Origin of the sequence: Phytopseudomonas daroniae, assembly GCF_004327275.1 — a bacterium.
GTDB classification, from domain to species: Bacteria; Pseudomonadota; Gammaproteobacteria; order Pseudomonadales; family Pseudomonadaceae; genus Aquipseudomonas; species Aquipseudomonas daroniae.
The window spans coordinates 20538-27220 of the sequence record NZ_QJUJ01000020.1 but is presented as its reverse complement, the minus strand read 5'-3'; the positions used below and the strand labels follow the sequence as shown (position 1 = coordinate 27220).

General features: G+C 58.5%; 7 protein-coding genes. 4 read left to right on the top strand and 3 right to left on the bottom strand.

Annotated elements, in window-relative coordinates:
• The first annotated feature begins 434 nt into the window (after positions 1-434).
• Positions 435-2792, top strand: coding sequence for an FdhF/YdeP family oxidoreductase (locus DNK10_RS25680; RefSeq protein ID WP_131193473.1), 2358 nt, complete (start codon positions 435-437; stop codon positions 2790-2792).
• A 188-nt stretch (positions 2793-2980) separates the two neighbouring features.
• Positions 2981-3886, top strand: coding sequence for an SDR family oxidoreductase (locus tag DNK10_RS25675; RefSeq protein ID WP_131193472.1), 906 nt, complete (start codon positions 2981-2983; stop codon positions 3884-3886).
• Between the two features lie 210 nt (positions 3887-4096).
• On the opposite strand, the gene DNK10_RS25670 is transcribed toward DNK10_RS25675, so the two are convergent.
• On the bottom strand, positions 4097-4321 hold the full coding sequence (locus DNK10_RS25670; protein WP_131193471.1) for a hypothetical protein: 225 nt from the start codon (positions 4319-4321) through the stop codon (positions 4097-4099).
• A gap of 460 nt (positions 4322-4781) precedes the next feature.
• Here DNK10_RS25670 and DNK10_RS25665 point away from each other — a divergent pair, with 460 nt between their 5' ends.
• Positions 4782-5219 carry a hypothetical protein gene (locus tag DNK10_RS25665; protein ID WP_131193470.1) on the top strand — a complete coding sequence of 146 codons (438 nt, stop codon included), beginning with the start codon at positions 4782-4784 and terminating at the stop codon, positions 5217-5219.
• 9 nt (positions 5220-5228) lie between these two features.
• On the opposite strand, the gene DNK10_RS25660 is transcribed toward DNK10_RS25665, so the two are convergent.
• A complete protein-coding gene (locus DNK10_RS25660; RefSeq protein WP_131181342.1) occupies positions 5229-5495 on the bottom strand; it encodes a DUF1652 domain-containing protein in 267 nt (88 codons plus the stop codon).
• Positions 5496-5583: 88 nt separating this feature from the next.
• Positions 5584-5808 (bottom strand): PLD nuclease N-terminal domain-containing protein, encoded by a 225-nt coding sequence (locus DNK10_RS25655; protein WP_131193468.1) that lies wholly within the window; start codon positions 5806-5808, stop codon positions 5584-5586.
• A 486-nt stretch (positions 5809-6294) separates the two neighbouring features.
• Between DNK10_RS25655 and DNK10_RS25650 the strand changes: the two genes are divergently transcribed.
• A complete protein-coding gene (locus tag DNK10_RS25650; protein ID WP_131181340.1) occupies positions 6295-6648 on the top strand; it encodes a hypothetical protein in 354 nt (117 codons plus the stop codon).
• The last annotated feature ends 35 nt before the right edge of the window (positions 6649-6683 follow it).

The following is a 6683-nucleotide window of genomic DNA, read 5'->3' as shown; positions in this document are numbered from 1 at the left end:
CGCCGCTTCGCTTGATCAGCTGCGTAGGGTGGATGTCGCTTTATCCATCCACCATGGTGGTGCTGGGATGGTGGACAAAAAAAGCGTTGTCCACCCTACGGTTCTACCTCGGCGGTTGGACGATTGTGTTGGCTGGTGCCTGCCATTGCCCCGGACAAAGTGCCGCTTCGTAGGGTGGATGTCGCTTTATCCATCCACCATGGCGGTGTTGGGATGGTGGACAAAAAAAGCGTTGTCCACCCTACGGTTCTACCTCGGCGGCTGGGCGATTGTGTTGGCTGGTGCCCGCCATTGCCCCCGGCAAAGCGCCGCTTCGCTTGATCAGCCAGGACACAAACGGTCATAAACGACCCGCCAGACCATAGGGCTATTAACCCGAACCTTTCGCAAAACGGCTTCGTCGTACTCATACGAGCCACGTGCAGGAGAGGGTAATGCTGACTGATCCGAAAACCCGCTATCGACCCTATACCGGAGCAGCCGGTGGCTGGGGTTCGGCCAAGTCCGTGGCGAACGTTGTGCTGCGTGAACAGGCGGTGCTGAAGATCGGAGCGGCGTTGCTCAAACAGAACAAACCCTCGGGGTTCGCCTGTGTGAGTTGCGCCTGGGCCAAGCCTGGCGACACCCATCCCATGGAGTTTTGCGAGAACGGCGCCAAGGCCACGGCATGGGAACTGACCGCGAAACGTACCGCCCCGGCATTCTTCGCTGAGCACAGTGTGTCCGAGTTGAGAAGTTGGTCAGCCCATGCGCTGGAACAGCACGGCCGTTTGACGCATCCGTTGCGCTACAACGCCAGCAACGATCGCTACGAGGAAACCACCTGGGAAACGGCATATGAGGAAATCGGCGCCAGCCTGCGGGCAATGAAACCCGATGAAGTGGTGTTCTACGCTTCGGGGCGCGCCTCGCTGGAAGCCTCGTTCATGTACCAGCTATTCGCCCGCGCCTATGGCACCAATAACCTGCCGGACAGTTCCAACATGTGCCACGAGAGCACCTCGGTGGGGCTGCAGGAAAGCATCGGTGTGCCGGTCGGCACCGTGACTCTCGACGATTTCGAGCATACCGACTGCATGCTGTTCTTCGGCCAGAACGTGGGCAGCAACAGCCCGCGTATGCTCCATCAGTTGCAGGAAGCCCGGCAACGCGACGTACCGATCATCACCTTCAATCCACTCAAGGAACGGGGCCTGCAACGCTTCGTCAATCCTCAGTCGCCAAGTGAGATGCTTGGCCCCAACTCGACGCAGATCAGCACCCAATACCACCAGGTGGCCATTGGTGGCGACACCGCTGCGATCACCGGTGTCGCCAAGGCGCTGCTGGATATGCACGACGCCGCCCTGCAGCGCGGTGCACCTGCTGTGCTGGACGAGGATTTCATCGCTACCCATACCGAAGGGGCCGAAGACTTCATACGCTATGTGCGCGAGCAGGACTGGGCCGAGCTGGAGTCCATCACCGGGCTCAACCGCGGCGCGATGGAAGCGACGGCAATGACCTACGCCCAGGCACAGCGGGTCATGATCATCTACGGCATGGGCCTGACCCAGCATCGCCAGGGCGTGCAGAACGTGCAGATGCTGGTGAACCTGCTGATGCTGCGTGGCAACATCGGCAAACCGGGCGCCGGTATCTGCCCGGTGCGCGGGCATTCCAACGTACAGGGCCAGCGCACCGTCGGTATCGCCGAAGATCCGGCCAAGGTGCCGGTCGAGCTTATCGAGCAGCATTTCAAATTCACCGTGCCGAAGCAGATGGGGCTGTGCACCGTCGACGCCTGTAGCGCCATGCTCGACGGGCGTGTGCGGGGCTTCGTCAGCCTGGGCGGCAACTTCATTCGTGCGGTGCCGGATACCACGCAGATCGAGCCGGCCTGGCAGCGTTTGAAACTCAATGTGCAGGTGGCGACCAAGCTCAACCATTCCCATCTGCTGCCGGGCGAGCAGGCCTGGCTGTTGCCCTGCCTGGGGCGGATCGAGGCCGATCGCCAGGAGGGCGTGGAGCAAAGCCACAGCACCGAAGACAGCACGGGCTGCATCCATGGCTGGCACGGCAGCAGCGAGCCGGCCAGCGAACACCTGCGTTCAGAGCCGGCAATCATCGCCGGGCTGGCGCGCAGCACGTTGTCACCGCAAGTCGCTATCGACTGGGATGCCTGGCGACGGGACTACTCCCTGATTCGCCAGGCGATTGCCACGATCTATCCGGAGACCTTCCACGACTTCAATCAGCGTATGTGGGAGCCGGGTGGCTTTCACCGTCCGCTGGGCGCGGCCAGGCGCGAGTGGGCCACCGAAAGTGGCAAGGCGCAGTTCGTGACGCCCGAACACCTGATTGCCGACGATGACGTGCAAGCACTCTATGTGCGGCGCGATGTACTGCAATTGATGACGATCCGCAGCAACGACCAGTTCAACACCACCATCTATGGCTACAACGACCGCTTCCGAGGCGTATACGGCACCCGTTCGGTGATCTTCATGAATACCGATGACATCGTCCGCCTTGGACTGGCGGCGGGCGATTGGGTGGACGTGACCACGGCGGTAGAACCGGAAATCGAACGCCGGGTCGGGCCGCTACAAATCCTTGCCTACGACGTTCCCCAGGGCTGCTGTGCCGCCTACTACCCGGAGTGCAATCCGTTGGTGCCGCTCTGGCATCACGCCGAGCGCAGCAAGGTGCCGGCGGCCAAGTCGATCCCGGTAACGCTGCGTCTCAGCGATGCGCTTGCTCCAGGTGACACCCTGCCACAGGGTTCAGCGGTCATCGCCTCGCAGCGTTAGGGGCTGTTGACGCGGTAACGCGGCTTGCGCTGAAACGCCAACAGACCCTAGCCACTGCTCGGAAGGTTTGAACTTCAAACCGGCGGCTCTCTTCCTAATTCAGACGCAGCCGTTTCCAAGCTGCAGCGATTGCGCTTTTTCATCCCTGGCGGCAACCGTGAACCCACCAGCAACCGCAGGAGAATCCGATGACCCGCAATACCACCAATCAATACGCCATGCAGAATCCGCTGACCCAATACCCGCAGCCCGAATTCCCCGCCCAGCACCAGCCCGAGCCGGGACTGGGACGCGAGATGACCCCCGAGCCGGATCACGGTGAAGAGAGTTATGTGGGCTTCGGCCGCCTGGCCGGACGCAAGGCGCTGATCACCGGTGCCGATTCCGGTATCGGCCGTGCAGCGGCCATTGCCTACGCCCGAGAAGGCGCGGACATCGTGCTCAACTACTTGCCCGAAGAGGAGCCTGACGCTCGGGAAGTCGTGGCGCTGATCGCTGCCGAAGGCCGTCGTGCCATCGCCATACCGGGTGATCTGAAGGACGAAGCGTTTTGCGTTTCCCTGGTCAAGGACGCCGTCGAGGCATTGGGTGGCCTGGATATTCTCGTCAACGTGGCTGGCAAGCAGATCGCTCAGCAGCACATTTCCGAGCTGAGTACCGAGCAGTTCGACCATACGTTCAAAACCAACGTCTACGCGCTGTTCTGGCTGTGCAAGGCGGCGGTACCGCACATGCCGCCCGGTGCCACCATCATCAACACGGCGTCGATCCAGTCCTACGATCCATCCAAGACGCTGCTCGACTACGCATCCACCAAGGCAGCGATCGTGGCCTTCACCAAGGCGCTGTCGAGCCAGGTCATCGAGCAGGGTATTCGCGTCAACGCTGTCGCGCCGGGCCCGATCTGGACTGTACTGCAGCCCACCGATGGTCAACCGCAGGAAAAGATCCCGACCTTTGGCTCGCAAGTGCCGATGAAGCGCCCTGGCCAGCCGGCGGAGTGCGCATCGCTCTACGTGTTGCTGGCGTCTCAGGAGTCGAGCTACATCACCGGGGAAACCTTCGGGGTAACTGGCGGTAATCCGCTGCCTTGAACGAAGCGGCCCGCAGCACGCCCGCTGTGGGCCGGCTTTCAGACCGGGGCCCACATGCTCATTTCACCGTGCCGATTGATCCTGCATCGACAGCATCGGATGTACTGCGCCGTCTAAGCGCAACATCTCACCAAGGCTGTGCGTCCCTACATCAGCCGAGTGAGTTTTTACAGATCGACCGTCAGTACAATCGATCCGTGTATTGCGATCTCAGTTCTGCTGATCGATCTTGCGTTTCGCCTCTTCAGAGGCCTGTCTGATCTTCTCCGCTTCCTGCTCTTTAGTCTTGATCGAGGTCGGGGTGATGACGCGGTCGATGGTCTCGGTCTTTTCCCCGGATCGTTGATTCTCTTTCTTCACCACATTGACGTTGTCGCCTTCCACATCCTTGGCCGGGCTGTTCGGTGGGGTCTGATCTATCGGTGTCTTGCTCATGTTGTTCTCCTTTTAGGCTTTAACGGGCTCTAAGAACCTGTTCACGATCTTTCGAGCAATGACAGCAGAAAGGCGATAGCGGACATTCGATTTGGTGGGCTTCATGACGTAGGGTGGACGACGCTTCACCTGCGCGGCCCGATCCGTCCACCAACCTAGCGATCGCAATGGTGGATGAAAAGAGCGTCATCCACCCTACGGGGTGAGCGGCCGCTATCGCCACATTGCCGCCGATCTATAGGGATACGGGTTCCTGTTTGCCAAGTGCACAAAGATCGTGAACGGGCTCTAAGGTTAGGAGGCCGAACAGAAGCTTGAGTTCGGGTAATTGCTGTCTGTTTCAGGATGCTTCCAGAAGGCGATTTGGTGCCTTGTGAGCCACAGAAAATCGGAATCTCTCGCGCTTGCCCGGATCAAATTATCTGATGCTCGATAACCACGATGCTGGCTGGAGGAACACATGGGCGAATTCAGGATTTATCTCGACGATGAACTGCAGTGCAAAACCACGTTGCCAATCCTGGCGCAGGCGGCCTGGCACCGTGCCTCGCGAAATGGCAGTGTCGCCAAGGCCGGCGGTTTCGTGCGGGCGTACGAGGGGGAGGTGACGGTTGCAGAAATGCATCCGGAACCACGCGTTGGCCATGCCTGGCCGGATGGTCGTGATCACCAGGCTGATCTGCGTGATGTGTGGGACAGCCTGTTGCGTTTGCTCAAGCAGCAGGGCCTGGATGACCAGGCGCTTACCGAGGCACTGAATCGCTTCGGTTTGCTGACGGACAGTGTGGAGGGAACGGTGCAGGATGAACTCGGTGGCCGGACGATTCCATCGGCAGCGGAGCTGGTGGTACTGCTGGAGGCGATTCATCAACACCGCAGCGGCGTCTCGGATGCATAAGGCGGGTGGTTACTGGCGCAGCATCTTGTGCACGCGGTGGCGGTCGAAAACCTCCGGTGCTTCGCTACGCACTCGGTCTTCTATCAATTGAATGATTTCGAATACTTCCATCGGTGTCAGTGACGTTTTACAAGGAATGTCATTGACATGGATGACCATGGAGTAGTCCGGCTCATCAAGAGTGACGCTCATGCTGGATGGCGTATCCAGCGACACGCGTACAACTATTGGGGTGAAATAGTTGTACAGCAGCGCCATGGCGTCCAGAAATCTCATTGTTGTCACACTATTGCTTCCGGCGTTGCTCCTTTAGTGGCGTTATAGTGCCAAATAAAACACGCTTGTCATACTGTTAAATGGCTGGCTATTTGCTATGTTCGGGCGAAGAGGGCGGTTTCGGCATACCGCGTGGCCCGGCATATCCCCATGCAATTAGTCCAATCACGGGCAGTACTATTATGGCAAGTGCCCACATCAGACGAGTGTTGAAACTGTTTTCGCTGCGCCATAGATTCATGATCGCCACGAGATCCATGAATGCGATGACGGCGATCGCGCCCAGCCAGAAAAACAAAGAAGGAGTGCTCATGGTCGGTTCTCCTGTTTCGGTGGCAAGAGCCCCGTATAGCAGGGGTCTTGAAGGTCATGGGAGCGGTTCTTTACTGATTTTCACGGCAGCCGCTCGTTTCGCTTTCTTGCCTGGTTTTGTAGCTATCAGCGAAGCGTCCGGCGTTACGTTAAACCTGGTTTCCGCTTCCATAAAAGTAATGCGGGGCATATAGCTTTACGAAATAGTCCATCACATTAAGTTCAGCTGAATAAAAGGGCAGCGGGATAAGCGGTCAGGTTGATCAAACTATGCCTTCATTCTGATATCACAGGGTGTTGGCAACGCATGCACGATGCCTGCTTGTTAACTGTACTGTCATGCATTCTGCACGGGATAATTTTCAGCGGCAGGCGGGAGAGCCCCGAAATGTGGGCGTTTATTTATTTATGAAAGTTGGCATGTGTGATGCACAAGTCTGCTGGCAAAGAATAAATAAATTTCACCCTTCCAATAAGGACTTCTCCGATGACCACCGCTGCCCTCAATCAGTTGGTTACCGCTCTTCCTGACCATCAGATTTCCATCAAGCCACGCCCGGATGGCATGTACCTGTTGACGATCAGCAAGGACGGAATGGACATTTTCGTCAAGGCGGTAGACAAGCAAGCGGTCACCAGCGAGGCGGGTATGCAGGCGCTGCAGCACGAAATTCTTCGTGAACGCAAACTGGTCAGTGGTGAAGTGAACTGGAAGGGCACCGGTGCTCACTGGGTCTCCAGGAAGCTGCCGACCTTTACCGGGGCGCCGGTGAATCCCACTGCCGCGAAGATGATGTGGGCGCGCCGCAATCTGGACAATCCCCTACGCCCTACTGCCTGATGGCCTGGTTCGCTCAGCCCCGTTCAATCGGGGCT

Excerpts from the sequence above, each read along its gene's own strand:
- DNK10_RS25680 (WP_131193473.1), top strand. The coding sequence starts at position 435 with ATGCTGACTGATCCGAAAACCCGCTATCGACCCTATACCGGAGCAGCC.
- DNK10_RS25675 (WP_131193472.1), top strand. The coding sequence starts at position 2,981 with ATGACCCGCAATACCACCAATCAATACGCCATGCAGAATCCGCTGACC.
- DNK10_RS25670 (WP_131193471.1), bottom strand. The coding sequence starts at position 4,321 with ATGAGCAAGACACCGATAGATCAGACCCCACCGAACAGCCCGGCCAAG.
- DNK10_RS25665 (WP_131193470.1), top strand. The coding sequence starts at position 4,782 with ATGGGCGAATTCAGGATTTATCTCGACGATGAACTGCAGTGCAAAACC.
- DNK10_RS25660 (WP_131181342.1), bottom strand. The coding sequence starts at position 5,495 with ATGAGATTTCTGGACGCCATGGCGCTGCTGTACAACTATTTCACCCCA.
- DNK10_RS25655 (WP_131193468.1), bottom strand. The coding sequence starts at position 5,808 with ATGAGCACTCCTTCTTTGTTTTTCTGGCTGGGCGCGATCGCCGTCATC.
- DNK10_RS25650 (WP_131181340.1), top strand. The coding sequence starts at position 6,295 with ATGACCACCGCTGCCCTCAATCAGTTGGTTACCGCTCTTCCTGACCAT.